General features: G+C 68.7%; 22 protein-coding genes. 14 read left to right on the top strand and 8 right to left on the bottom strand.

Features of this window, described 5'->3' with window-relative positions:
• The first annotated feature begins 74 nt into the window (after positions 1–74).
• From ABD243_RS18595 to ABD243_RS18580, 4 genes are all read left to right on the top strand, one after another.
• Positions 75–941 carry an alpha/beta hydrolase fold domain-containing protein gene (locus ABD243_RS18595; protein WP_344367831.1) on the top strand — a complete coding sequence of 289 codons (867 nt, stop codon included), beginning with the start codon at positions 75–77 and terminating at the stop codon, positions 939–941.
• Between the two features lie 131 nt (positions 942–1,072).
• Entirely contained in the window at positions 1,073–1,939 is an 867-nt protein-coding gene (locus ABD243_RS18590) for a fumarylacetoacetate hydrolase family protein (RefSeq protein ID WP_344367830.1), read from the top strand.
• Positions 1,939–3,687: an FAD-dependent monooxygenase gene (locus ABD243_RS18585; RefSeq protein WP_344367829.1), complete on the top strand. Its 1,749-nt coding sequence runs from the start codon at positions 1,939–1,941 to the stop codon at positions 3,685–3,687. Before ABD243_RS18590 ends, ABD243_RS18585 begins: the two co-directional genes overlap by 1 nt.
• Positions 3,665–4,942 carry a DUF3500 domain-containing protein gene (locus tag ABD243_RS18580; RefSeq protein ID WP_344367828.1) on the top strand — a complete coding sequence of 426 codons (1,278 nt, stop codon included), beginning with the start codon at positions 3,665–3,667 and terminating at the stop codon, positions 4,940–4,942. Before ABD243_RS18585 ends, ABD243_RS18580 begins: the two co-directional genes overlap by 23 nt.
• Before the next feature lie 159 nt (positions 4,943–5,101).
• Here the strand turns inward: ABD243_RS18580 and ABD243_RS18575 are convergent, their stop codons facing one another.
• Entirely contained in the window at positions 5,102–6,169 is a 1,068-nt protein-coding gene (locus tag ABD243_RS18575; protein WP_344367827.1) for a quercetin 2,3-dioxygenase, read from the bottom strand.
• A 747-nt stretch (positions 6,170–6,916) separates the two neighbouring features.
• Here ABD243_RS18575 and ABD243_RS18570 point away from each other — a divergent pair.
• Positions 6,917–7,249: a YegP family protein gene (locus tag ABD243_RS18570; protein WP_091248071.1), complete on the top strand. Its 333-nt coding sequence runs from the start codon at positions 6,917–6,919 to the stop codon at positions 7,247–7,249.
• 59 nt (positions 7,250–7,308) lie between these two features.
• Here ABD243_RS18570 and ABD243_RS18565 read toward each other — a convergent pair whose 3' ends face one another.
• Together ABD243_RS18565 and ABD243_RS18560 are read right to left on the bottom strand one after the other, a co-directional pair.
• Positions 7,309–7,575, bottom strand: a complete 267-nt coding sequence (locus ABD243_RS18565) for a hypothetical protein (RefSeq protein ID WP_344367826.1) — start codon at positions 7,573–7,575, stop codon at positions 7,309–7,311.
• A 129-nt stretch (positions 7,576–7,704) separates the two neighbouring features.
• The gene (locus ABD243_RS18560; protein WP_344367824.1) at positions 7,705–8,142 is read right to left on the bottom strand and encodes a hypothetical protein; all 438 of its coding nucleotides are present in this window, start codon (positions 8,140–8,142) and stop codon (positions 7,705–7,707) included.
• Positions 8,143–8,920: 778 nt separating this feature from the next.
• Between ABD243_RS18560 and ABD243_RS18555 the strand changes: the two genes are divergently transcribed.
• From ABD243_RS18555 to ABD243_RS18540, 4 genes are all read left to right on the top strand, one after another.
• Positions 8,921–9,427 carry a sigma-70 family RNA polymerase sigma factor gene (locus ABD243_RS18555; protein ID WP_344367822.1) on the top strand — a complete coding sequence of 169 codons (507 nt, stop codon included), beginning with the start codon at positions 8,921–8,923 and terminating at the stop codon, positions 9,425–9,427.
• On the top strand, positions 9,424–10,149 hold the full coding sequence (locus tag ABD243_RS18550) for an anti-sigma factor family protein (RefSeq protein ID WP_344367821.1): 726 nt from the start codon (positions 9,424–9,426) through the stop codon (positions 10,147–10,149). Before ABD243_RS18555 ends, ABD243_RS18550 begins: the two co-directional genes overlap by 4 nt.
• Positions 10,150–10,233: 84 nt before the next feature.
• Entirely contained in the window at positions 10,234–12,909 is a 2,676-nt protein-coding gene (gene hrpB / locus ABD243_RS18545; protein ID WP_425547246.1) for an ATP-dependent helicase HrpB, read from the top strand.
• Positions 12,910–13,109: 200 nt separating this feature from the next.
• On the top strand, positions 13,110–14,333 hold the full coding sequence (locus ABD243_RS18540; protein ID WP_344367819.1) for a macrolide family glycosyltransferase: 1,224 nt from the start codon (positions 13,110–13,112) through the stop codon (positions 14,331–14,333).
• Here the strand turns inward: ABD243_RS18540 and ABD243_RS18535 are convergent.
• Positions 14,330–15,031, bottom strand: a complete 702-nt coding sequence (locus ABD243_RS18535) for an alpha/beta hydrolase family protein (RefSeq protein WP_344367817.1) — start codon at positions 15,029–15,031, stop codon at positions 14,330–14,332. The two genes, ABD243_RS18540 and ABD243_RS18535, sit on opposite strands and share 4 nt — an antisense overlap.
• A 59-nt stretch (positions 15,032–15,090) precedes the next feature.
• Here ABD243_RS18535 and ligD point away from each other — a divergent pair, with 59 nt between their 5' ends.
• Positions 15,091–16,113: a non-homologous end-joining DNA ligase gene (ligD, locus tag ABD243_RS18530; protein WP_344367816.1), complete on the top strand. Its 1,023-nt coding sequence runs from the start codon at positions 15,091–15,093 to the stop codon at positions 16,111–16,113.
• Positions 16,114–16,226: 113 nt separating this feature from the next.
• A complete protein-coding gene (locus ABD243_RS18525; RefSeq protein WP_344367815.1) occupies positions 16,227–16,364 on the top strand; it encodes a hypothetical protein in 138 nt (45 codons plus the stop codon).
• Here the strand turns inward: ABD243_RS18525 and ABD243_RS18520 are convergent.
• The gene (locus tag ABD243_RS18520; RefSeq protein ID WP_344367814.1) at positions 16,354–16,719 is read right to left on the bottom strand and encodes a hypothetical protein; all 366 of its coding nucleotides are present in this window, start codon (positions 16,717–16,719) and stop codon (positions 16,354–16,356) included. The two genes, ABD243_RS18525 and ABD243_RS18520, sit on opposite strands and share 11 nt — an antisense overlap.
• A gap of 146 nt (positions 16,720–16,865) precedes the next feature.
• Positions 16,866–17,213, bottom strand: a complete 348-nt coding sequence (locus tag ABD243_RS18515; protein ID WP_116765804.1) for a hypothetical protein — start codon at positions 17,211–17,213, stop codon at positions 16,866–16,868.
• A gap of 192 nt (positions 17,214–17,405) precedes the next feature.
• Between ABD243_RS18515 and ABD243_RS18510 the strand changes: the two genes are divergently transcribed.
• The 3 genes from ABD243_RS18510 to ABD243_RS18500 all read left to right on the top strand — a co-directional run bounded on the left by ABD243_RS18510 (position 17,406) and on the right by ABD243_RS18500 (position 20,238).
• A complete protein-coding gene (locus ABD243_RS18510) occupies positions 17,406–18,689 on the top strand; it encodes a class I SAM-dependent methyltransferase (RefSeq protein ID WP_344367812.1) in 1,284 nt (427 codons plus the stop codon).
• Positions 18,690–18,813: 124 nt separating this feature from the next.
• Positions 18,814–19,839: a pirin family protein gene (locus ABD243_RS18505; protein ID WP_344367810.1), complete on the top strand. Its 1,026-nt coding sequence runs from the start codon at positions 18,814–18,816 to the stop codon at positions 19,837–19,839.
• Between the two features lie 51 nt (positions 19,840–19,890).
• Positions 19,891–20,238, top strand: coding sequence for a GNAT family N-acetyltransferase (locus ABD243_RS18500; RefSeq protein ID WP_116765801.1), 348 nt, complete (start codon positions 19,891–19,893; stop codon positions 20,236–20,238).
• Between the two features lie 28 nt (positions 20,239–20,266).
• Here ABD243_RS18500 and ABD243_RS18495 read toward each other — a convergent pair whose 3' ends face one another.
• Positions 20,267–20,845, bottom strand: a complete 579-nt coding sequence (locus ABD243_RS18495; protein WP_344367809.1) for a TMEM175 family protein — start codon at positions 20,843–20,845, stop codon at positions 20,267–20,269.
• A 189-nt stretch (positions 20,846–21,034) separates the two neighbouring features.
• Positions 21,035–21,376 (bottom strand): carboxymuconolactone decarboxylase family protein, encoded by a 342-nt coding sequence (locus ABD243_RS18490; RefSeq protein ID WP_091248033.1) that lies wholly within the window; start codon positions 21,374–21,376, stop codon positions 21,035–21,037.
• Between the last annotated feature and the right edge of the window lie 101 nt (positions 21,377–21,477).

The following is a 21,477-nucleotide window of genomic DNA, read 5'->3' as shown; positions in this document are numbered from 1 at the left end:
GACGGGCATCAGACACCCTTGATGAAGACGCCGGAACATCGAGAAACGCCGGCAAGCAGCAGAAGGAGCCGAAGATGACAGCAGAACAGGTCCTGAAGGGGATCGAGTTCGCCTGCCCCGAAGCCTCCGCACCTTTGCTGCTGGACGTCTATCTGCCCTCCGCAGAACACACCGGGAAAGGCTTCCCGGCCATCGTGCACTTCCACGGCGGCGGCTGGCGGGCGGGGGAGCGGTCCTCGCTCGGCCCGGTGCTGGACGGCTTCGGCTTCAGCCCGTTCCGGCGGCTCACGGACGCGGGGTTCGTCGTGGTCTCGGCCGACTACCGGCTCAGCACGACCGCACAGTTCCCGGCGCAGCTGGAAGACGCAAAGGCCGCCGTGCACTGGCTCCGGGACCATGCGCAGGACTACAGCGTGGATCCGGACCGGATCTACGCATGGGGCGACTCCGCGGGCGGACATCTGGCCAGCCTCGTGGGACTCGCACCCGGAGACGCCCCAGCAGGCGCCGACGGCGACACTCCCGGCGAGGTCGCAGCCGTGGCCGCCTGGTACGCTCCCGCGGACCTGCCCCGGATGGGCGAACAATGCCTGCCCAACGCCGTCGCCCGCGCCGACGACCCCGGGTCCCGCGAGGAACTGCTCATCGGTGCGGTCCTGGCCGAGGCTCCCGGCAAAGCCGCGGCCGCCAGCCCCGTGATCTACGTGTCACCGGCGGCGCCGCCGTTCCTCCTGGTCCACGGGACCGCGGACCGCTTCGTGCCCGCGGCCCAGTCCACATCCCTCGCGGCGGCGCTGGAAGCCGCCGGCGCCGACGTCGAACTCCTCCTGATCGAGGACTCGGACCACATGTGGATCCTGCCCGATCACAGCCAGGCGGCCGCGGAGAAAGCCATGGACGCCACGGTGGACTTCTTCCTCCGCCAGTCGCACGTTCCCTGACACCACCGTTCCCGCGTCGCCGCGCTGTGCAGGCTTCGGCCCGCACCCCGCGCAGCTTTGCCGTGCCGATTTTTACAGATCACCATTTCCATCACCGCGCCCGTCCGGGCGGAACCCGAAAGGCCCTCCACATGCAGTACATAGGCATAACCCACGACGGCGCGGCATGGGTCGCTGCCCTGGCGGATTCGCGGGTCTTTCCGCTGGCTACCGTTCAGGACTTCTGGGCGGATGCCGCCGGCTGGCAGGAAAAAGCGCTCTCCTTAGCTGCTGGCGCGCTGGGGTCCGGCAGCTCGCTTGAGCGCGGCAGCGTCACCGAGGTCCCGCTGGTGCCGGCTTCAGCCAGGGTGATCTGTGTCGGCCTGAACTACAAGGCCCACGCCGCGGAAGGCAGCTACAAAGACCAGGAACTTCCTCCCTACCCCACGCTGTTCGGGCGCTGGACGGCGTCTCTTTCGGTTGGAAACGTACCGGTCCCCGTCCCCTCGGGCGAAGCCGGACTGGACTGGGAAGGCGAAGTTGCCGCCTACATCGGCCAGCGCGTGGAATCCGCCGACGAGGCCACCGCCGCGGAGGCCGTCTTCGGCTACTCCACGTTCAACGACCTCACCGCGCGCCGGGCCCAGAAGCTCACTTCGCAGTGGACTCTGGGCAAGAACGGCGACTTCAGCGGGCCCCTCGGCCCGCTGGTCAGCCATGACGAGGCCGGAGACCTCCGCGAGGGCCTCCAGGTCCGGACCCGGGTGAACGGCGCAGAAGTCCAAAACGGCAACACCCGGGACATGATCTTTTCCGTGCCGGCCATCATCGCGCTGATCAGCCAGACGTTCACCCTGCATCCCGGAGACGTCATCGCCACCGGGACCCCGGAGGGCGTGGGCTACGTACGCACCCCGCCGTGGCTCCTGCAGCCCGGCGACACCGTTGAGGTCGAGATCGACACGCTGGGAACGCTGACTACGCCCGTGGGCGGCCCCTCACTGCGGGCACGGGCCTGATGACCGCCGTAGACAACGCGGCCCTGGCTGACCTGCCGGAGCAGACGCCTGTGCTGATCGCCGGCGGGGGACCCAGCGGGCTGTTCCTCGCCTTGGACCTGGCGCACCGTGGCATCGCGAGTGTCGTGATCGAGCCGCGGATCGGCATCGACCCCGACAGGCCGCGGGCCAAGACCACCAACGCACGGACCATGACCCACCTGCGCCGGCTCGGGCTGGCAGACAAACTCCGCAATGCCGCCCCGCTGCCCGTCGGGTACGCCCAGGACGTCATCTTCTGCTCGGCCCTCACCGGTCACGAAATTACCCGGTTCCGCCAGGCGTTCCAGCTGGCCCCCGGCCGCTACGGCCCCCAGCCGGAATGCGGTCAGCAGGTCCCGCAGCCCGTGATGGAAGCCGTGCTCCGGGAAGCGGTCGCCGAATCCCCGCTCATCACGCTGCTGACCGGCCTGAGCGTTGAGGACCTCGACATCAACCAGGGCAACGGAACCCGGAATTTCGGTCCGCGGCGCTTCGGCTCGCGCGTGGCGGTGTCCGACGCGACGGGGCGGCGCAGGGCCATCGACTGCAGCTTCGTCGCCGCGGCAGACGGCGGTTCCTCCACCGTGCGCCGGCGCCTGAACATCCGCCTGGACGGCGGCTCCGCCGAGCTCTCCAACATCAGTGTCCTATTCCGCTCCGAGAACCTCGCCGCCGCGATCGCGCTCGATCCGGCGGTCCAGTACTGGGTCCTGGGCCCGGACGTGTCGGGCATGGTGGGACGATTAGACCTCGGGAGCACCTGGTGGGCGATCATCCAGGGCGTTGACGGCAGCGCATCCCCCGACGCCGGAAGCCTGGTCCGCTCCCTCGTGGGAACCGACGTCGACGTCGAGATCATCGCCACCGATCCGTGGACCGCGCGCATGCTGCTCGCCCCGGGGTACGGGCACGACGGCGTGTTCCTGGTCGGCGATGCGGCGCACCTGAACCCGCCGTGGGGCGGCCACGGCTTCAACACGTGCATCGGCGACGCCGCCAACCTGGCCTGGAAGATCGCCGCCGTCCTCGACGGTTGGGCCGGCCCCGCCCTGCCGGGCAGCTACGAGCTGGAACGGCGTCCCGTGGCGGCCCGGACCATCCGGGACGCCGCGGCCAACGGGCAGGCGCTCGCGTACCACTTCGCGGACCCGGCCCTGGGCCTGGACGGTGCGGACGGTGCAGCGGCCCGGCAGGTGGCCAGGGACGCACTGGCCGTCAAGCAAAGTGAGTTCGACTCGCTCGGACTCGTGCTCGGCTACGGCTACGGCTCCTCGCCGTTGGTGGTTCCGGACGGCCTGCCGGTCCCGGCCGAGGACCCCGTCGCCTATGTCCCCTCCGCGAGTCCGGGAGCGCTGCTCCCGCATGCCTGGCTCGATGCGACGACATCGCTGTATGACCTGCTGGATCCGGGCTTCACCCTCCTCGTGGACCGCGAAAGCCTGGGCGGCCGCACGGCCGGGCAGGCCTACGCAGCAGTCCCGGCTGCCGCCGCGGTGCGCGGCATTCCGCTGGCCGTCGTCGCCGTCGGCCCCGACCAGCTCGGGACCGCCATGTCCACGCACTGGCAGGCCGACGCGGTGCTGGTCCGGCCGGACCAGCACATCGCCTGGCGGGGGACCGACCCGGCAGGGGCCGCCGCAGCCATTGGCGTGGCCGCGGGCTGGCCGCTGGCAACACCTTCCCAAGACCCAGACAGGAGTTCGCGTGTCCGAGCCGTCCTTCCGTGACTATCTCTACCCGCCCGACCACCCGCGGGTGGCGCAGATCCGGGGCCTTGATGCCCGCGGCTATGCCGAGGCGGCGAAGACCGACTCCTTCGCCGGGCCCATGATCCGGGGCTGGGAGATCCTCTATCCGCAGCCGTTTAAGGGGGTGACCAGCGACGGCGTCGTCCGTCCCGGGCTGTACCCGCTCAAGCCCGCGCCGGCGGGGGAGGAAGCGCCCGTGGCCGCGATGGTGGCGGCGGCGAGGAAGCTGCTGGAGATCCTCACGCCGGACCAGACCGGTCAGCTTTGTTATGGCGTGGACGCCCACGAATGGCAAAGCTGGGCCAACCCGGAATTCATGCAGCACGACACGGGACTGCGGCTGGACGAGCTGGACCCGGACGTGCGTGGGCTGATCCTGGCGGTCCTGCAAGCGAGCCTCAGCCCGGCAGGGCTTGAGCTCGTGCGGAACCTCATGCGGATCAACGGGTTCCTCGGCGAGCTCGTGGAGCTGCCGGCGCTCATGAACGAGTACAGCTACAACTTCGCCCTGTACGGGGAACCGTCCGAGACGGCGCCGTGGGGCTGGCAGCTCTTCGGCCACCACGTGGCGCTCAACGTTCTTGTGGCAGGGACCCAGCTCGTGGTCTCGCCAGTGTTCCTTGGCGCGGAACCGGACAGCATCGACGCCGGCCCGCACCAGGGCGTGAAGGTCTTCAAGGAGCGGATCGCCCTGGCGCGGCGGCTCATGGCGTCCCTGCCCGGGCCCCTACGGGACAAAGCCACGGTCTTCGCCGACATGCAGGACCCGGCCATGCCCGAGGGCCGCCTGCACCCCGGGGACGAACGGCACCTGGCCGGGTGCTTCCAGGACAACCGCGTGATCCCCTACGAGGGCATCCCGGTCAGCGCGATGCCGGCCGCGGCCCGCACGATCCTGGACGAGCTCGTGGAAGACTTCATCGCGCTCCTCCCGGATGGGCCGCGGATGGCCCGCCGGCGGGAGATCGCGGCCCACTGGGACGAGACATGGTTCTGCTGGATCGGTGGCTGGGAATCGGAGGACGCCTTCTACTTCCGGCTGCAAAGCCCCGTGCTGATCATGGAACTGGACCACCACGCAGGAGTCTTCCTCAGCAACGACACCCCGGCTCCGTTCCACATGCACACCGTCATGCGGACGCCGAACGGCAACGACTACGGACGCGCATTGGTCCGCCAGGCGCTCCGGGTCGCGGACCGGGCGGCTGTGCCGGAGCATCAGCGCGCTCGCTGATCTGTCCCCCGCCCGAACCCCAGCATGCGATATCGGAAACTATCGTGAGGGCGGGAACGCCGATGGCCCGGACTTCCTCAGGAAGTCCGGGCCATAGCTGTCTCCGGTCCGCAGCGTGAACCGCAGGCCGCCGCCGTCGTACGTTGTGATCTCCGGCGGTCAGATATCCAGCGCTGCGCGGCGCTGGGGCGGGGGACCCACCACGGTCAGGTCCATCTCGGCCTGGGCCCGTCCGAAGCCCTCCATGTCCATGTAGGGTTCGCCGCCCTCGGTGTACATGTAGTCCTCGGTGGGCTTGTTGAAGTACTCGAAGAAGCCGTTGAAGACCGACGGGGTGAGGAACCCGACCATCTGGGTGTTGTGGGAATCGAACGCGAAGGAGTGGATGGTTCCCGCCGGAGCGTGGAGGAAATCGCCCTTGGTGAGCAGGACCTCGCGACCGTTGGCGTAGATCCACATCCGGCCCTCGGTGCAGAGGAAGTTTTCCGTGTGCTGTTCGTGGAAATGCAGCGGAATATACGGAGACTTGGCGCCCTTGGTGTGGACGGCAAAATAGTTCGATCCTGTATTCGCCGGCCGGGACAGGTACGTGAACATGGTCTGGTAACTCACCATGCGCTCGCCTTCTCCGGCGCTGAGGAAGTAGGGGCTCTGGGCGGCCGGGAGTCCGGCGTCCTGCCTGAAGGACGGTGCCACCCGCTCGACGTCGGGGAACGTGATGCCGAATTCGGCGCCCACCTCGGCACACTCGCGCAGGCTGAGCCTGCGGCCGGCCGTGACCGGCGGGACGTGCGAATCAATGGGCGTGCCGACGCGTTCGTAGTATGCCTCTGCACCGCCGGGGGTCATCCAGTTCAGGAACCGGGTGTAGTGGCTGGCCATCCGGTACGCGTGCGGCGTTCCCGGCGGGATCACCACGGAGTCCCCGGGCGTCAGGATGCGGCTTTCGCCGGGCAGCCAGACGTGCAGGATTCCGTCAAAGACATACAGCGTCTTGTGCTCCACCGAGTGGCTCACAAAGGGCGATTCGGCGCCCATGCCACCGGAAATGTAGGCGGCGCTGAAGATCCCGCCGGTGTCCGCCGCGCGGGCGATGACTGTGACGAGCTGGCCGTTGATCTCATAGCGCGCGCCCTCGCCCGAGGCCATGTAATACGGCACGGCTTCCCCTGGCAGCACATTGGCCGCCGGGAGTTGCTTGTTCATTTCCTCAACGCTGAGGGACATCGCTTCCTTCTTTCCTGTCAGTGGACCGCGGTCTGTCCACAACACTGCCTCGGATTCCCTGATGGAACGACATCCAATTCCAATGGATGAAACACTTCCATTGTCGTCGGCCGCACGGCCGGACCTCCGGGGAGGGACTTGGGATGATTCGACGCCGGATTTGAGGCGGTTTTGTGTCCGGCTCAAGCTGTCCGGTCCTGTGGCCTAGGCGTCGATTGCGTTCCCCGATACGGTCATAAGTCCCTGTTTCGGCGTCTGTCCCCGCCGATAGGGTGACGTGAGGCGCATGGCGGTCCGTAATGCGAGCCGGTGCGCCTCCAGCCAAGAAACCGGGGGGTACGTTGTCCAACGATCTAGCCATGGCCGGGTTTTCCGGCGACGCGAGCCGCGCAGCGGCAACGGAGCCGTCAGGAGGGAATGACGACGTCGTCCCGTCCTGGGACCGGGTGATCCCGCCAGCGTCGGCGGTGGCCACCCGTGTGGCCTACTGCCGTGACCATTGGCCGCCACTCTAGAGGCATTCCGCCGGCCCTGCGCCGGAGGCCGCGCGGCGCGGTTGACTCCTATTTACCTAGGATTTACGTACCCGACCTTGTGAGCGTTCCAAGGCTGCAGCGAGACTTTTAAAACGGGCTGACGTTACCTGTTCAGCCATCAGGACCAAACCAGCGGGCAGCAGCGAAGCTTTCCCATCCGCTCTGTGGCAACGATGTCCGGAAGGGGAGCCCGCCAATCGGGAGGATCATCATGGCAGGCACATTTGAACTATTTGTTGACGTCGATGCCTGCTTCAGGTTCCGGCTCAGAGGCCCGGACGGCGCAGTGCTTGCGGTCTCCACGGCCTTTGTGGACAAACCCGCCGCCGTCGCCGGCATCACCGCAGTGCGGGAGTACGCCGGCATGGGGCTGATCAGTGACTTGTGCCCGTCCGGCGCGCCCGACGTTCCGGCAGCACCGCGGCCCAGGCCGGCCTCCACCACGGTGCCGGGTGTGGACCGGCGGGTGCACGACAACGACCTCCGTATCCGCGCCAGAGCCCTTCGACGGCCGGCGCACGGGGGCGCGATCGGCGTCGTCTGACGCGGGCAGCCGGAGCAGTCGGGGCCCCCGGGGGACTGCCCGCACGCGGGAGTCTGCCGCTACGGGGCCATTCCGGCATGGACCGGAACAAACTCGATCTTGTTCGCGGGGTGCACCGTCTTCTTCGGTGCGCGGGAGTATCCCTTGGCGTCCAGGTGGTTCTGTGCGCGGTAGGCGGCCAGGGCTTCGTCATAGATGCCGTTGAGTCGGCGCCCGGAGTACACCTGCTCTGAGCCGTTATTGAACGTGATGCTGATGAGCGCCGTTTCGGGGAAATGCCGGTTCATGCGGATGAAGCCCTCAGCGTCCTGCTTGAGATTGATCATGTGGTGCCCACTTTCGCGTTCGAGATGTTCCAGTCTCGCGTGTTCGTGCTGCCTAATCCAACCAAGTGCCCCCATCGTCCGTTGAGGGGGCCATCCGGTGAGAGGGGCCGCACCCAGGCGGACGCGTGCCTACTCGGAGACATAGGCGTTCACAGCCTGCTCCAGCACGGGGCGGTAGAGGTCCCAGGAAGCAGCAGGTGCGGCAGCCACCACAACACTGCTGCCCCGGGATCCTGCAACAAGGCAGGCTATTTCCCGGTACCTATGCGCACCAACGCGTGTGACGTACGTGTCCTCGACGCATGACCCGAGGCCGCCCCGGAACGGCATTCCGGAACGGTACGATACCCGGTCTGCGGATGCGGCGTTCTCGCCTGTGAGATGGGCGAGGCGAAAATCGGGCCAGTTGGACTGTGACTCGTCGCCCTGTTGCGGCGTGGCGTTGAGATAGATCCTGAGCTCGCCGTTAGTCCCGGTGACCGTTGCCGATACGCTGCCGGGGTCGCCCGCCGTCGGTGTTGCATCGGGCGGGATGGACAGGACTGCGGTTGCGTCCGGGAGTTCCATGGACTGCCACCCTTCCGGTGCCGGTCCGGCGCGGAACCAGGCGAACGGCGTTGTGCCGGACGGAGATGCAGCCGGCATCCCGTTGCCAGGCGCGGAACTGCAACCGCTGGCGACCATCACCGCCGTCGCCCCCAGCAGCCCGGCAAGGAACCGCGTCCTTGGGCGCGGGCGAAGCGGATCATTGGTGCTACCGATTGCCGTCACCGTCGTCCGGTCCTCCGTTGTTATCGGCATCATGGTCGTTCCCGCCGGGTGTCCGGGCGGGCGGCGGAACCATGGGCGGCGGGGCCGGGGCAGCTGGCGGAACGACGCGTCGCGGCGCCGGTGCGGGCGGCCGGACCGCCGGGGCCGGTGGAGGGAGTACTGGAGCCGGCGGCGGGACCACCGGGGCCGGAGCGGCCGGTGCAACGGCCGGAGGTGGAGCGGGATCAAGGCTTGCAGGGTCCCTGGGCAGTGGTGATGCGCTCCCGGTCGCAGGCACTGGTGTGACCGTGACCGTGGCGGGAGCGGGGGCGGGGGCGGGGGCGGGTGCCGGCGATGCCGTGTGTCCGGCGAAGCAGGCGCCGAGCAACAGGGTCAAGCCCAGCGCGGCGGCGGCATACGCCGGGCGGGAAAACTTCATGGTGCACTCCTGGGGGAAGGCCGGCCGTGTTCAGCCGGGCTGTCCCTAGAACGGGCCCGGCAGCCCGGGGGTTCAACGCGGCCCGGATTTTCAGGCAAAATCGGGGCCGGTGAACCGTTAGCGCGCCGGCGTCGTAGTACATGCCAGGAGGCCGAAATGTCCGATCAGGAGGCCGAGTTGCTGCGTACGCTGCACGAGGCGTACGGCCCGGCGCTGTGGCGATTCGTCATGCGAATGACCAGCGACAGCACGCTGGCCGACGACGTCGTGCAGGAGACGCTGATCCGCGCCTGGCAACACCCGGCGATCCTGCAACGCCCGGAGGCGGCGGTGCGGGCGTGGCTCTACACGGTCGCCCGAAATCTTGTCATCGATGACCGGCGCAGCGCCCGCAGACGCCACGAAACCCGAACCGACCAGCTTCCGGACATTCCAGAAGCGGACAAGGTCGACAGGATCCTGGATGGGTGGCTCGTGGCGGATGCCCTGGCCGGACTGTCCCCCGAGCACCGGGCCGTCATCATCCACTCCTACTATCGACGCGAGACAACAGCCGAAATCGCGCAAAGCCTCCAACTGGCGGAGGGAACCGTGAAGTCGCGGTTGCATTACGCATTAAAGGCGTTGCGGCTGGCGCTGCAGGAGGGAGGCGTGACTCGATGAACCACAGTGGCATTGATGAGTACCGCAGCTGGGATGCCGCGTATGTGCTGGGATCCTTGGTGCCCTCGGAGCGTCATGAGTTCGAGGAACACCTGTCCGGTTGCGCGGGATGCCGGGCCGCCGTGGCCGAACTCGCCGGACTGCCGTCGCTTCTGGCTGCTCTGTCACCCGAAGAGGCACAAGCCCTCGGGCAGACTGACAGCGAAAAGCCGGCTCAGAGGTTCCTCCCCGCGCTGGCGAAAAGGACGCAGCAAGGGCGCCGGCGCGCGCGACTTGCCGTTGCCGGACTAGTGCTGGGCGCGGCTGCCGCGTCGGGGGCGGTCACAGTTGCGGTCACCGCCCCGGCGCCGCCGGCAGTGCAGACGCAGGCGGCATCGGCAACAGCCCTCAACTTCACCCCCGTAGCCGAGAGCACGCTGGTTGCGAAGGGAACCCTCACCGGACAGCCGTGGGGAACGCGGATCGACTGGGAGTGCACGTACACGCCTTCCCCGGCGGACGTCGCCTCGCAAGCGGCACCCGGCGGTCCCCGCGCCCGGGAGGAGTACGGATTGGTGGTTGTCGACGCCAGGGGTGTTATCACGCAGGTGGCCACCTGGACGGCAACGCCAGGGACACCGGCCACGCCGACGGCTACCACCGCTGTCCGGGTCGCCGACATCCGCCGCGTCGAAATCCGCGCCGTCTCCAGCGGGCTGACACTCCTCAGCGCGAGCTTGTGACTTCGGGGCAGGCCCGGCCGGGTGACGGAAAGGACTCCCGCACGCGCATGCAGGCGGCGAGAGGATCAACCGGCGCGGGCGGGGATGAATAGCGGCGAGAATGGAGGAGTGACTTCCGCGACCCCGCCACTGGACCCGGCCCGCTCCACCGGCCTCTTTGACCTCGGCTTCATCGGGGCGGGACTGACCTTTGCCGAATCGCTGGGGGATCTCGCTTCGGCGCTCCAAGGCGGGGGTGCCGGGGCCTCCGCCGTTGTGCAGGCCCCTCCAGGCACGGGCAAGACGACGCTCGTTCCGCCGCTGCTCGCCAACATCGCGGCCGACGGGAAAAGAGGCCGGGGCGGGCGTCCGAGGATTGTCGTCACCCAGCCGCGCCGCGTCGCCGTCCGTTCGGCCGCACGGCGCCTGGCCTCCCTCGACGGCACCCGGCTCGGTGACCGTGTGGGTTACACCGTCCGCGGCGAACGCCAGACCGGTCCCGGCACGGTCATCGAGTTCGTCACCCCGGGCATTCTGCTGCGCCGGCTCCTCGCTGACGCCGGACTTGAGGGCATCGATGCCGTGATCCTCGACGAGGTCCACGAACGCGGGCTCGAGACCGACCTCCTCGTCGGCATGCTCGCTGAAGTCCGCCAGCTGCGCGGCGACCTCACGCTCGTCGCCATGTCGGCGACCCTTGACGCGCCCCGTTTCGCGGAACTGATCGGTGACGCCGCGACGGGAAACGACGACGGCGGTCCGGCGCCCGTGGTGGACTGCCCCTCCGCGTTGTTCCCCCTCGACGTCCAATGGGCCCCGGCGGCGGCGCCGCGGCTGGACGAGCGGGGCGTGACCCGGGCTTTCCTGGACCATGTGGCCGACACGGCAGCGGCGGGGCACGCCGCGGCGCTGGCTGCCGGACGGGACATTGATGCCTTGGTGTTCGTCCCGGGAGCGTGGGAGGTCTCCTACATTGCTGCCCGGCTGAGGGGCCGGAGCCGCGCGGAGGTCCTGGAACTCCACGGCCAGGCCGCCCCGGCAGAGCAGGACCGGGCCGTCTCCGGCCGCGAGCCCGGCGGGACCGCCCGGATCATCGTTTCCACGGCACTCGCCGAGTCCTCCCTCACGGTCCCGGGTGTCCGGCTGGTCGTCGACTCCGGGCTGTCGCGCGAGCCCCGGCGTGATTCCAGCCGCGGGATGTCCGGCCTCGTGACGGTGTCCTGCTCCCGGGCGTCCGCGGAACAGCGCGCCGGCCGTGCCGCACGCCAGGGCCCGGGCACCGTGATCCGTTGTTACGACCAGAAAGCCTTTGGCGCCGCACCGGCCCACCAGACTCCGGAGATTGCGGCAGCAGACCTGACCGGTGCCGCACTGCTCCTGGCATGTTGGGGAGCCCCAGGCGGCCTTGGACTGGCCCTGCCTGACGCGCCGCCCCGGGCCGCGATGGACGAGGCCGTTGAAGTGCTGCGCGAACTCGGCGCCGTGACGCCGGACGGCCACGCAACCGAGCTGGGCAAGCTCCTGGCCCGGGTCCCCACGGACCCCCGGCTGGCCCGTGCGCTGCTGGACGGCGCCCCGACGGTGGGCCACCGCACCGCGGCCGAGGCCGTGGCCCTGGTCTCGGGGGACCAGCGCGCCCCGGGCGCAGACCTCACGCGCCTTGTGGCCGCGCTGCGGTCCGGACGGGACCCCGGCTCCCGGCGCTGGGCGGAGGACGTCCGGCGGATGGAGGGGATCGCGCACCAGGAGTCATCCGGCGTCGTGCCTGCCGTGACGGTGGGCGCCGCGGAGGCGATCGGCTTCGTCGTCGCGCTGGCTTTCCCGGACCGTGTGGCGCGCCGCGTTCCGGGCGACGGGCCGGAGCGCTACCTGCTCACGTCCGGAACCCGGGCCGGGTTGCCGGCCGGCAGCCCGCTGTCCGGGCATGAGTGGCTCGGTGTGGCCGAAGTATCGCGCGCACAAGGGCGGGATGCCGCCGGCACCGGCGCCGTCATCCGCTCTGCTGCGCCGCTGACGGCGGACACCGCGGAGGCCGCCGCCCGCCACCTCCTGAGCGAAACGGTGGAGGCGACCTTTAGCCAGGGCAGGGTCTCGGCCCGCCGGGAACGCCGCCTGGGCGCGATCGTGCTTGCATCCACCCCGGTCCGGGCTTCTGCGGCGGAAGGCCGCGCGGCCGTGGCCCGTGCCCTGGCGAGCGAGGGGCTGGCGACCATCGGATGGTCGACGGCGGCAGAGGCGCTGCGCCGCCGTCTTGCCCTCCTTCACCGGGAGTTGGGCGGGCCCTGGCCGGACGTTTCCGAACCGGCGCTGCTGGCCCGGCTTGACGAGTGGCTGGCCCCGGAACTCGAGGCTTTGGCCGGCGGGGCGTCCACCGGCGGCATCGACCTCGCCGGACCGCTGAGCAGGCTTCTGCCGTGGCCCGAGGCGGCCCGGCTGGGTGAATTGGTGCCGGAGTCCCTGGCGGTCCCCAGCGGATCCCGGATCCGGATCGACTACCCGGACGAGGACGACACCACGGGCCGGCCTGTCGTCGCCGTCAAGCTGCAGGAGTGCTTTGGCTGGGCCGAGACGCCACGGTTGGCAGACGGGCGCGTGCCGGTGCTGTTCCATTTGCTCTCCCCGGCACGGCGACCCTTGGCCGTGACGGACGACCTCGCATCGTTCTGGTCCGGACCCTACGCCCAGGTCCGGGCGGAAATGCGCGGCCGCTATCCCAAGCATCCCTGGCCCGAAGACCCGTGGACGGCGCCCGCGACAGCCCGGACCAAGCCCCGAAACTGACGCCTGGGCTGACACAGGAGCCGGGACCTCTTGCCGGGCCGCGGCCCTCGCCCCGCGGCCACTGGCGCCGCCCGGCACTCGCGCGGCAGGGGCAACAGGGGCATGATGAAGGAGGACGACGCCGGCGGACTGCCAGGCACGCGGGACGCCGCTCAAGTGGTCAATAAAGTGATCCCGGCAAGCGATGAAGAGTGATGGCCATGCATTTTGCGTTCGTCTCCATTCCCGCCCACGGACACGTGAACCCGACCCTGCCGCTGGTGGCGGAGCTTGTCCGCCGCGGGCACCGGGTCACGTACTTCACGTCGCCCGACTTCGAACAGCGAATCCGCAACGCCGGCGCGGACTTCCACGCTTCCGGCGGCAGCTGGCTGGCATCCTTTCCTGCACTGGGGCCCGGGCAGCGCGCGCAGGCACACCTGATGCTGCCCATCATGAACCGTGTGTTCGAGGACCTCCGGTCCAGCTTCCCCGCCCTGGTGGACCGCCTCAGGCAGGACCCGCCCGACGCCGTCTGCTTCGACGCGATGACGCTCAGCGGCAGCATGGCGGCAGAAAAGATCGGGGCCCCGGCCATTGCCCTGATGCCCACCTACGCCACGAACGAGCACTTCTCGCTGCGATCGCTGATGCCGGCGCCGCCTCCGGGAGGCGCCGATGAGATGGCGAAAGTGGGGATGGCCATGGGCCGGCTGGTGGCGGAGTTCGCGGCCGAACAGGGCGTGCGGACGCCGCGGATGTTCGACGGTCCGCCGGCGCCGTTCAACATCGTGTTCCTACCCCGCGAGTTCCAGCCCATGGGCGAGACCTTCGATGACCGATTCCGGTTTGTCGGACCGAGCATCGGCGGCCGGGACAATGACGGCGACTGGGTCCGCGGGGGAACCGGCCCGTTGCTGTTCATTTCGCTGGGGACCACCCCGCTGAACCGCCGGCCCGACTTCTTCCGGATGTGCGTGGACGCCTTCGCCGGCACCGACTGGGACGTCGCCATGGCCATCGGGGAACAGACCAGCCCGGCCGAGCTCGGGACCGCTCCGCCCAACGTCCGGATCCGGCCGTTCTTCCCGCAAGTGCAGGTGCTCCGCGAGGCTGAGGTCTTCATCACCCACGCCGGCATGAATTCGACTATGGAGGCGCTGTACTTTGCCGTCCCCATGCTGGCCGTACCGCAGCAACCGGAACAGGCAGCCACCGCCCGCCGGCTTGAAGAACTGGGTCTGGGCCGGCGACTGGCGGCGGAGGACGTCACGCCGGAGGCGCTCCGCGACGGGGTCGACGCGCTCCGTGCCGATGCGCAGATCCGGCGGAATGTGGCCGCCATGAGCGAAATCGTCCGCAGCGCGGGAGGTGCCGCGGCCGCCGCCGAAGCCATCGAAGCGCACGTGCGGCATGGGGCGGGCCGGTTCGGGACCGTCGGTTAGGGGAGCGGGAGCACGGGAATACCGCCGTGCACCGTGCCGTGCGTCTTGAGGAACCCAGCCACCGCGGACGCCAGCGACGCCCCCGCCTCGTCGGCGCTGCGCTTCGCCCCGGCGACGGCAAACGAGTGATCGCCACCCTCGTACCACTCCACGGTGGCGGACGGGCCGATCCTCGCTGCCACGGCCTCCAGCAGTTCCGGGGTGGCGAACGTGTCGCGGGTGCCCTGCAGGAAAAGCATGGGCAGCGTCAGCCCGTAGAGGTGTTCGTCGCGGATTTTCTCCGGCTTCCCGGGCGGGTGCAGCGGATAGCCCAGGTACACCAGACCCGCCGCGGGCATGCCTTCCGCCACCGCCATGGACGCCATCCGGCCGCCGAACGACTTTCCGGCGGCCCACAGCGGCCTGCCGCCGGAGCGGGACGCGGCGGCGACCATGGCCGCCCGCCAGGCCGCGATTGCCGTCGGCGGCCGGTCCGGGAACTTCTTGCCGGCCTCGCGGTAGGGGAAGTTGAACCGCAGGGTGGCGACGCCCAGTGCGTTCAGGGCACGGGTGAAGCCCACCAGGAAAGGGTGGTCCATTCCCGCCCCGGCACCGTGGGCAACAACGAGGGTTGCGAAAGCGCCGTCGGGGTCTGCGAAGACGCCCGAGACGGCGGCATCGCCGACGTCGATGGTAATCGGGGACTCTGGGGTGCTCATGCGTCCATCATGCCGGGTTCGCTCTTCAATTGCCCACGTCACGTTGGTACGTTGTCCCCATGGCCAGGGAAGAAGCCCACCTTACTGTCAGCGGTCCGCACGGCGACCGGGAGATGAGGGTGTCGAGCCCGGGCAGGGTCCTCTGGCCCGGGCCGGGACTCACCAAACTGGACCTGGCCCGCTACCTGGTCGACGTCGGGGACGCCTTCCTGGCGGCTAACGGCGGCCGGCCGGTGACGCTCCAACGGTTCAAGGACACGGTGGACGGCGAACAGTTCTTCTCCAAGAACCCGCCCAAGGGCGCCCCGGAATTTGTCCGTTCGGTCGACGTCGTCTATCCCAGCGGGCGTTCGCATCCCCAACTGGTCATCGACGAAATCGCCGCCGCTGTATGGGCGGTGCAGATGAATACGGTCGTGTTCCACCCCTGGGCCTCCCGGGCCGACAATCCGGACAAGCCGGACGAGCTCCGGATCGATCTCGACCCGCAGCCCGGTACCGGGTTCGCCGAGGCTGTGCCGGTCGCACGGGAGCTGCGGCGTGTGCTGGCCGAGGCCGGGCTTGAGGCGTTTATCAAGACCTCGGGAAGCCGGGGGATCCACGTCTTTGCCCCGATCGAACCCACCCGGGAGTTCCTGGACGTGCGCCATGCAGTTATCGCGGCAGCGCGCGAACTTGAGCGGCGCATGCCGGAGCAGGTCACCACCGCGTGGTGGAAGGAAGAACGCGGCGCCCGCATCTTCGTGGACTTCAACCAGGCCAACCGCGACCGCACCATGGCTGGAGCTTATAGCCCGCGGGCCCTCCCGCAGGCGACGGTGTCATGTCCGATCCGCTGGGAAGAACTCGACGACGCTGATCCGAAAACCCTCACCATCGTTACCGTGCCGGAACGGCTCAAGATTGCCGGTGATCCGTGGGCCGACATGCATTCGAACGCGGGCGCCGTCGACCTCCTCCTGGAGTGGTGGGAGCGTGACCTCGCGGCAGGGCTGGGCGAACTGCCGTTCCCGCCGGACTTTCCGAAGATGCCCGGGGAGCCGCCACGGGTGCAGCCCAGCCGGGCGCGCACCAAGGGCTGACCCAGCGGCAGTTCGACGGATTGGTTTCTCTCAGCGCGACCGCGTTGACTCCGGAATCGTGGGCGCCTCCGTGGCCATCCCATCCGGTCCGGCCGCTGTAGCGAATTACCGGCATGAGCAAGTCGGAGAAGAGGAACCTGCGGTATTGCGACTATTACTGTTTCATGTCGCTGAAGGATTTCGCGGCATGGGTCGAGTCCGACGACGACCAGGACCCCGCCATGTCCTACTCCACGCCGCCTACCACGTGAGGTCCTGCGCCTTGATCTCGTAGTGACCGTCACGCTCGGTAAACGTGGCCCGGTACCCGCGCTTGACCCCGTTGACCACCATCTGGCAGTCCGTTTGCGTGTTCACTTTGATGTCCGGAAAGTTCTTGCATTCCACCGCGGAGATCGTCACCGCAGGATCCTTGGGCTTGGCGCGGGCCGTGATCCTCTCCGCCAGGATCTTGCCGCTGGTCTGCGGATCGAAGATCACCACCGTCGGCGGGGGAGTAGCCGTGACTGTGGTCGTTGGTCCCGGTGCGGCCGCGGGGGCGGCGCAGCCTGCCAGAAGAAGCACCCCGCCCATGGATGCCGCACACGCAGTTCTGAGATGCTTCATCGCCGACCATTTCCATCCGACGCACGTACAGAGGCACGTTCATTGAGCTACCCGGGACCCGGGCCGCCACAAAGCACACGATGCCGTGCCCTGCTTGGGGAATCCTTGGTCCGGCCGCCGGGAGAAGCACTCGTCAGGCCGCGGCGCTAACCGCGGGGGCGGACAGTCCGAAGAATGCCACGGATCGTAACGCCGACGGCGCACACGAGCGGAGCCAGCGCTACAAGCGCCACCACGGTGTTGGGCCGGAACATCACGCGGCCGGAGGGACCCTTGGCATAAACGCCCAGCGGGAGCACAAAACCCCCACCGCCGCCGCCACTTCCGCCGCTCCCGGGCTGGCCGTCTTCCGGGGCGCTGCCGCCGCCGAAGCCGAACGACACCAGTGCTACGGGGATGAGCTCTTCCCCGGCTACAGTCGCGGCGGGGCCGTACGCCCTGGACACTCCCACATTCTTGAACGCGTCCACGAGGGACGAAAAGGACTCAGACATAGGACACACGATAGGCAACGGCCGCGTGGAGCGCCATAGCCGCCTGGCCCCGCCACCTGCGGCGGGACGCAATGCGGCGGGAAGTAATCGGGCCCTAGCTCTGGTTCCGGGCCGTGGCTTGCCCTTAGATTGGAGCAGGCGGGGGCACTGCCCAACCGTGGACATCGAGGCACCGGAATCGAGGCACTGGACATGAAAAAATCCACCACTGCGGCATCACGGCTCGCCGACGCATTGGCAATCGTCCTTGGCACCGACGGGATTCCCCTAAGGCTGCGGGCCTGGGACGGCACGGAAGCGGGCCCGGAGGACGCTCCGGTTGTTGTCTTCCGCTCCCGGCGGGCACTGCGCCGGATGCTCTGGTCACCCGGGCAGCTAGGACTCAGCCGCGCCTACGTGGCCGGCGAAATCGACGCACCCGGTGATATTTTCGCGGCCTTCGCGGCCCTCAGCTCGGCCGGGAAATTTGCCGAGCCAGGACCGTTCCGGCCGCCGACTCCCGCCGAAGTCTACGCGCTGATCAGGACTGCCGTCCGGCTCGGCGCACTGGGACCGAACCCGGCGCCGCCCCCGGAGGAAGCCCGCGTGGGCCGGTACGGCCGGCGTCATTCCAAGGGCCGTGACGCCGCGGCCATCTCCCACCATTACGACGTCGGGAACGACTTCTACGCGCTCGTCCTGGGGCCGTCCATGGCCTACTCCTGTGCGGTCTGGGAATCGAAGGAGACCGGGCTTGACGCAGCCCAGGCCGCCAAACTCGACCTGGTCTGCCGCAAGTTGGGTCTCAAGCCCGGCATGCGCGTGCTCGATGTGGGGTGCGGCTGGGGCAGCTTCGCGCTGCACGCGGCGCAACATTATGGGGTCGACGTCGTCGGGGTGACGCTTTCGGTCGAACAGGCAGCCCTGGCCCGCAAACGGGCGGCGGACGCCGGCCTGACGGACCGGGTGGACATTCGTGTCCAGGACTACCGCGACGTCGACGACGGTCCGTACGACGCGATCAGCTCCATCGGCATGTCGGAGCACGTGGGACGCGAGCAGATCGGGCATTACGCTTCCCGGCTGCAGGATCTGCTCCGTCCCGGAGGCCGATTGCTTAACCACGCGATCTCTTGGAACGCCGGAGCGACCGCGCCGGACCCCGACTCCTTCATTCCCCGCTACGTCTTCCCGGACGGCGAGATGCTCAGCCTCACCGACATGGTCGCGGCACTTGAAACCGCGGGCCTGGAGGTGCTTGACGTCGAGGCCCTGCGGCGGCACTACGCCCTGACGCTCCGGGCCTGGGTGCGGAACCTTGAGGAGCACTGGGACGAGGCAGTCCGACTCGCAGGCGTGGGACGTGCGCGGGTGTGGCGGCTCTACATGGCAGCGAGTGCCCTCGGCTTCGAGGCGGGCATCACGGGCGTGAACCAGGTCCTGGTCCAGCGCCCGGGCGGCGAGGAACCGCCGTTGCGCCGCACGGCATGGATCTGATGCCACGTCGCGGCGAACTCACGAGGCGGCGCAGCGAGGAGGCCCGGCCACAGTCCGGCCACGGCCGGGACGCGGCGGCGTCCCGGTGGCTGACCCGCAGCCCGCGCGAGGCTAGGCTGACATCATGAGCAATACCGAAGTGGCGCCTCAGGAAATTGTCTGCGAAACGGACGCGAACTGCGCCGGCGTCGAACTGCTGGTTCCGCGGCAGGTCCCGCTGGGCGGCCCGCGTGCCATGGACGTCCGGCGCACTCTCCCGCAGCGCCAGCGGAGCCTCATCGGTGCCTGGTGCTTCCTGGACCACTACGGTCCGGACCGGGTAGGTGACTCCGGCGGCATGAAGGTCCCGCGCCACCCGCACACCGGGCTGCAGACCGTCAGCTGGCTTTTCACCGGGGAGATTGAACACCGGGACTCTGCCGGCTTCCACGCAGCCGTGCGGCCGGGTGAAGTGAACCTCATGACCGCCGGCCGCGGCATCAGCCACTCTGAATTTTCCACCCCGGACACAACCGTCCTGCACGGCGCGCAGCTGTGGGTGGCGCTGCCGGACTCGGCCCGCCACATGGCCCCCACGTTCGAGCACTATCGCCCGGAACCCGTTAGCGGAACTGGCTGGACACTTCGTGTCTTCTTGGGTTCGCTCGGCGGGTCCGTCTCGCCTGTCACTACTCACACGCCCCTCCTCGGTGCGGAGCTGGTGCTCGAAGCGAGCGCGGAACTGACCCTCGACACGGATGCTTCCTTTGAACACGGCCTTCTACTGGACACGGGCAGCTTCAGCCTGGACGGGCACCCCGTCCCGAAAGACAACCTCGCATACCTGCCGGTCGGTCACGGGACCCTGACGCTGACAGCGGGCAGCGACGGAGCCCGCGTCCTCCTGATCGGCGGAGCACCGCTGGGCGAAAAGATTGTCATGTGGTGGAACTTCGTCGGGCGCAGCCACGAAGAGATTGTCGCCTACAGGACCCAGTGGCAGGCCGAGATCGGTGCCGGGTCCGCTGCGGAGGACGGCGCCCATACCGACACCGGAGACGGGTCCGGCGGGGGAGACACGGAGTTGCGGTTCGGTTCATTCCCGCCGGGAGAGCCGGCGCCGCTCCCGGCCCCGGCCCTGCCGAATGCCCGCATCCGGCCGCGCGGCTGACTCGTGCTCGCCGGCAAGACCAACCGCTGCCCCCAAACGAAGGAGACCATATTGGCCGCGATCACCATGAGGAACAACGCCGAGCGCAGCCGCTTCGAAATACTCGACGCCGGCGCCGTGATCGGCCAGGCGGCCTATGTGGACGACGTCGGGGCGGATCAGCGCATTTTCTATCACACGGTGATCAGCGAAGAATACGGTGGCCAGGGGCTGGCCGGGACGCTGGCCGCGCAGGCACTCGACGAGACCATCGCCGCGGGCCTCGTGATCGTTCCGGTGTGTCCGTTCATCAAGAAGTACCTTGGAAAGCACCCCGGCTATTCGGCCAACGTGGTGGCCCCCACTCCGGCACATCTGGAATTCCTGAGCGCCGCGCTGGCCCAACGCGTCCGGCAGTGACCCCGGCGAACGCCAAGGTGCCTGGCACTCACGCATGCGCGAGGAACCGCTCCACCCGCCGGTCCGGGATGAGCCAGAGTGCGGCAACCGCCGCGTAGGTGGCGATCCCCAAGATCGGGTTCACAAAGGTCAGGGCCATCCCCGCGATGTACAGGGCCGGAGAACCCTTGCCCTTCCAGTCCCGCCCCATGGCCTCCTCCAGCGCGCCGCCCCGGCCCTGCTGACGGATCAGGGCCAGCTTCAGGATGTAGTACGCAATCGCCGCGAGCAGCAGGTTCAGCCCGTAAACCAGGACGGGCACCTGGGCCAGGCCCGCGTCATTGATCCAGCGCGTGGTGAAAGGGAAGAGGGACAGCCAGAACAGCAGGTGCAGGTTGGCCCAGAGAACGCCACCGTTGATCCTGCCGGCCAGATGCAGCATGTGGTGGTGGTTGTTCCAATAGATTCCGACATACACGAAGCTCAGCACGTAGCTGAGAAACGTAGGAAGCTCGTGGAGCAGGGCCGGCCACGTGGGTTCAGCCGGGACGTGCAGCTCCAGGACCATGATGGTGATCACGATGGCAAGCACGCCGTCGCTGAAGGCCTCCAGTCGGTTCTTGTTCACGGGGCCGCCTTCGATCGGGGCATCGTGGCCGATGCAGCGAGGGACTGCCGACGTCGTGACCCCTGCTTCGCAGGCACCGGGACCGCGCGTCCGCATTTCTGCGAGGAGTCTACCGGGAACCGGCCAGCGCCGGCCACGCTCCGCGAGCAGCCGCCCGGCGCTGAGCCCTACGGCGCCTGCGACGTGACCCTAGCCCTCGGGTTCTTCCGCGAGTTCTGCTTCGAGTTCGGCCTCGGCCATTTCGAGGGCGAAGCCCAGTGCACTGGCGAGGTTTCCGGAGGCCGCCACAATGCGGGGCGTCCCGACGATGGGGGCGACGGCAATCAGGACGCCTTGGACGTCCTCCAGGGTGATGCCGACTTCCATAGCGGTACCGGCATTGAGCAGATACGAAGCAGCCGGAGCGTCGACTGCCGCTAGGGCCGCGATCCGGGCCAGCATCAACTCCCGCGGATCGAGTGTGGAGCGTTCGAGCGATACGGCGGTGATATCGGCGAGGGTGCTGAGGACGGGGGTTTCTTCTTCGGCCATGGTGATGCCTCCATCTGGTTGCAATGGTTGAGTGCCGATTGGCGCGGCCAGTGCGGGCCGCTGCGACTCGATATCAACCTAACGCGCGACGTCGGGGGAGG

The organism is Arthrobacter humicola (genome assembly GCF_039531445.1).
Lineage (GTDB): Bacteria > Actinomycetota > Actinomycetes > Actinomycetales > Micrococcaceae > Arthrobacter > Arthrobacter humicola.
Note: the sequence above shows the minus strand (reverse complement) of the source record. Positions and strands in the feature narration are given on the sequence as shown.

What these genes read in the sequence shown, in the direction of transcription:
- ABD243_RS18570 (WP_091248071.1), top strand. Translation starts at nt 6,917, where the DNA reads ATGGCAGGCACATTTGAACTATTTGTTGACGTCGATGCCTGCTTCAGG.
- ABD243_RS18550 (WP_344367821.1), top strand. Translation starts at nt 9,424, where the DNA reads ATGAACCACAGTGGCATTGATGAGTACCGCAGCTGGGATGCCGCGTAT.
- ABD243_RS18535 (WP_344367817.1), bottom strand. Translation starts at nt 15,031, where the DNA reads ATGAGCACCCCAGAGTCCCCGATTACCATCGACGTCGGCGATGCCGCC.
- ABD243_RS18525 (WP_344367815.1), top strand. Translation starts at nt 16,227, where the DNA reads ATGAGCAAGTCGGAGAAGAGGAACCTGCGGTATTGCGACTATTACTGT.
- ABD243_RS18565 (WP_344367826.1), bottom strand. Translation starts at nt 7,575, where the DNA reads ATGATCAATCTCAAGCAGGACGCTGAGGGCTTCATCCGCATGAACCGG.
- ABD243_RS18585 (WP_344367829.1), top strand. Translation starts at nt 1,939, where the DNA reads ATGACCGCCGTAGACAACGCGGCCCTGGCTGACCTGCCGGAGCAGACG.
- ABD243_RS18510 (WP_344367812.1), top strand. Translation starts at nt 17,406, where the DNA reads ATGAAAAAATCCACCACTGCGGCATCACGGCTCGCCGACGCATTGGCA.
- ABD243_RS18520 (WP_344367814.1), bottom strand. Translation starts at nt 16,719, where the DNA reads ATGAAGCATCTCAGAACTGCGTGTGCGGCATCCATGGGCGGGGTGCTT.
- ligD (WP_344367816.1), top strand. Translation starts at nt 15,091, where the DNA reads ATGGCCAGGGAAGAAGCCCACCTTACTGTCAGCGGTCCGCACGGCGAC.
- ABD243_RS18560 (WP_344367824.1), bottom strand. Translation starts at nt 8,142, where the DNA reads ATGGAACTCCCGGACGCAACCGCAGTCCTGTCCATCCCGCCCGATGCA.
- ABD243_RS18595 (WP_344367831.1), top strand. Translation starts at nt 75, where the DNA reads ATGACAGCAGAACAGGTCCTGAAGGGGATCGAGTTCGCCTGCCCCGAA.
- ABD243_RS18555 (WP_344367822.1), top strand. Translation starts at nt 8,921, where the DNA reads ATGTCCGATCAGGAGGCCGAGTTGCTGCGTACGCTGCACGAGGCGTAC.
- ABD243_RS18590 (WP_344367830.1), top strand. Translation starts at nt 1,073, where the DNA reads ATGCAGTACATAGGCATAACCCACGACGGCGCGGCATGGGTCGCTGCC.
- ABD243_RS18505 (WP_344367810.1), top strand. Translation starts at nt 18,814, where the DNA reads ATGAGCAATACCGAAGTGGCGCCTCAGGAAATTGTCTGCGAAACGGAC.
- hrpB (WP_425547246.1), top strand. Translation starts at nt 10,234, where the DNA reads ATGAATAGCGGCGAGAATGGAGGAGTGACTTCCGCGACCCCGCCACTG.
- ABD243_RS18490 (WP_091248033.1), bottom strand. Translation starts at nt 21,376, where the DNA reads ATGGCCGAAGAAGAAACCCCCGTCCTCAGCACCCTCGCCGATATCACC.
- ABD243_RS18575 (WP_344367827.1), bottom strand. Translation starts at nt 6,169, where the DNA reads ATGTCCCTCAGCGTTGAGGAAATGAACAAGCAACTCCCGGCGGCCAAT.
- ABD243_RS18540 (WP_344367819.1), top strand. Translation starts at nt 13,110, where the DNA reads ATGCATTTTGCGTTCGTCTCCATTCCCGCCCACGGACACGTGAACCCG.
- ABD243_RS18515 (WP_116765804.1), bottom strand. Translation starts at nt 17,213, where the DNA reads ATGTCTGAGTCCTTTTCGTCCCTCGTGGACGCGTTCAAGAATGTGGGA.